This window comes from Christiangramia sp. 3-2217-3z (assembly GCF_051195275.1).
In the GTDB taxonomy this organism is placed as follows: Bacteria; Bacteroidota; Bacteroidia; order Flavobacteriales; family Flavobacteriaceae; genus Christiangramia; species Christiangramia marina.
Window position 1 is genome coordinate 1 of record NZ_JBNJLI010000028.1, and the last position, 2,704, is coordinate 2,704.

General features: G+C 33.0%; 4 protein-coding genes. All 4 read right to left on the reverse strand.

Features of this window, described 5'->3' with window-relative positions:
• Positions 1-178 precede the first annotated feature (178 nt).
• On the reverse strand, positions 179-631 hold the full coding sequence (locus tag ACSHZO_RS15735; RefSeq protein ID WP_298248406.1) for a hypothetical protein: 453 nt from the start codon (positions 629-631) through the stop codon (positions 179-181).
• 161 nt (positions 632-792) lie between these two features.
• Positions 793-1,332 carry a dihydrofolate reductase family protein gene (locus ACSHZO_RS15740; protein WP_298248407.1) on the reverse strand — a complete coding sequence of 180 codons (540 nt, stop codon included), beginning with the start codon at positions 1,330-1,332 and terminating at the stop codon, positions 793-795.
• A 177-nt stretch (positions 1,333-1,509) separates the two neighbouring features.
• Positions 1,510-1,743: a hypothetical protein gene (locus ACSHZO_RS15745; RefSeq protein WP_435067430.1), complete on the reverse strand. Its 234-nt coding sequence runs from the start codon at positions 1,741-1,743 to the stop codon at positions 1,510-1,512.
• Between the two features lie 308 nt (positions 1,744-2,051).
• Positions 2,052-2,597, reverse strand: a complete 546-nt coding sequence (locus ACSHZO_RS15750; RefSeq protein WP_298248409.1) for a hypothetical protein — start codon at positions 2,595-2,597, stop codon at positions 2,052-2,054.
• Positions 2,598-2,704: the final 107 nt, after the last annotated feature.

The following is a 2,704-nucleotide window of genomic DNA, read 5'->3' on the forward strand; positions in this document are numbered from 1 at the left end:
CAAATATGCTGCTTAAAATTTATTGAAAATGGTTTGTTTTTGATCTTGGAATACGGTTATCGCCAGTTGGCGGAGTAGGGGACGCGGATTTGTCGGCTTATTATTGGTTCGTTGGTTAAGTTAATTATTTTCCTTCTAACGGTGCCGCTTATTGGCAATGAACCGTTGTTGTAACGCGTTAATTTACTTTTACATAAGTTTCATCATAATCTTCTTGATTATCATTTAAATCACCATCGTCGGTAAGAAATAGTACGAATGCTCCTAGGGAAGTTTGATAATCATTGATCGTATCATTATTTGGCCAATGTTGAGAGCCGTAATGTCTAAAAAAGACAGCGCTATCATTGGTAACAGTATATTTTCCTTTTTCTATTATAGTATCAAGTTCATCAGTAACTGTGATTCTTTTCCAAGTTTCATCTTCAAATAGAAAGAGTTCTTTACTATATATTTTATTATTTAAGTTCCAGACACCTGATAATTCTAGTTGTTTAGATGAATCTATCTTTTCAGAAGTCGGAGTACTAATTTTTCTTTCTATAGTTTTATCTTCTATGCAACCTGAAACAATTATTGTCCAGGTGAATAATACAATTTTGATCAGTCGGTTTGAAAATTTTATGTTCAAATCTCAAAAAATTTATGCGTTACAACGGCTGCGGTTATCGCAAGTTGCGGGAGTAAGGACGCGGATTTGTCGGCTTAGTTGTTTTCTTTCCTGGTTTCTAAAATTACACTTTTTCCACAATGCCCGTTATTTGCGATGAACCGATGTTGGCATTTCGTATTTTATACCTTTCGCTCATAATGTGTTTGTACAATTTGATTTAAATAAGTTTTAGAACCATTTAATTTAAATTTTAATTCTTTAGTTAATTCCGTAAATAAGGAATGTCCTCCACCTAATAATATTGGAATAGTTGTTAATATTATTTCGTCAATTAAGTCTTGTTTTAAAAAATTTCTGATTGTAGTTCCACCATCAATGTAAAGTCGGTAGAATCCTTTTTTGTGAATTTGTTCTAAAACTTCATTTAAAGTTCCTTTTATTAAAAATACTTTTCCCTTATAAGTTTCGGGTAGTTCATTTAGTTTTTCACTTAATACAAAAACAGGTTTGTCATACGGCCAATCAATATCGAATCCGATTACGGTTTCAAATGTCTTTCGCCCCATTATTATAGCATCAATTCGTTTTTTAAAATCCAAATATCCCATATCATCATTATCAGGATTTGGTATATAATTTAACCATTCTATTTCACCATTTTTATCAGCGATATATCCATCTAAACTTGTGGCAATAAATACGCTATTTTTTTTGTTCATTGTTCTTTCTCCAATTAAAATATGAATGCCAACGGTCTCGGTTATCGCCAGTTGGCGGAGTAGGGGACGCGGATTAGTCGGCTTAGTATTAGTTCGTTGGTCAAGTTAATTATTTTCTTTTCAAAGCTGCCGCTTATTGGCGATTAACCGTTGTTGTAGCCAGTGTTTGCACTATAATTACAATTGGTAATCTAACTCCAGTTTTCCATCTGTAGCTTTATACGGATCTAATTTTATAAACTTTTTTGATTCGCCATAATAGTCCATGCGTATTTCTTTTTCAAAATCACCAATGAAGTAATAATCGAATTTTTCATCCTCATTATTATCCGAACTGATATTCAGTCTAATGGAGTCATTTGAGTGTCCTTTTATTTTTGTGTAAAAAACTGAATAGTTTTTATCAGCCATCGGAACTAGGCTATCGATAAATACTTTGTTGAAATTATCAATTTTCGCGGTCTTTTTATCAGTGCTGCTATTACAGGATGATAAGAGGGTAATTAGGGTGAGTAATATAAGATTCTTATTATTCATGTAGTTATTGTATTAATCGCAATCACACTGCAAATATTGGCTACAACGATCTCGGCTATCGCAAGTTGCGGGAGTTGGGACACGGAGTTGTCGGATTAGTTTTTTAATAATTGGTCTCTATAATAGCAATTCTTGGCAAACTGCCCGTTATTTGCGATGAGCCGTTGTTGGCAGCTGGCGTTTTATTTCGATTTTCTTATTAGGTTGTCGTTTTCGTCTCGGATTGGTTTAAAGGTGTATACGCATGCACAACCAATTTTTCTTGTACAATTCTCATATGGAATTACATCACTTTTAATAACTTCTCTTATTGGAAACTCTTTATTATAAATTTCTTTACAAGCTTCACAATCTTTAGTAGTTGCAACGATAACATTTAATTCTAAATTCGAAGAATCAAACTGTAATTCTAACTTGTTTCTATTCAAACATTTCTGAATTTCATTTGCTGCTTTTCCTTCTAATTTTCTTCGTAGATAAAGCATTTCGGAATAAATTTCAATGTTTCTTTTGTAGAATCTCTCCAAATCTTTTGATTGAGTAGCATTTTCATGTAAAAGTGTGTTGAATATATGCCATAGGAAATCATTAATGTTAGTGCTGAACTCAACTTTCCATTCTTCGTAGTAGCTTCGGATATTTTGTTCCTCCATACCAAAATTTTCAAAAAATGGCATATAAGTTTTAATCAGCCATTCTATTGATTTTTCTTTTTTGGTTCTAGGCATTAGTACTTTTTTGGATTATTCTTAGCTTGCTGCCAACGGCTCCGGTTATCGCAAGTTGCGGGAGTAGGGATGCGGACTTGTCGGATTAGTTATTTTAATAATTGGTC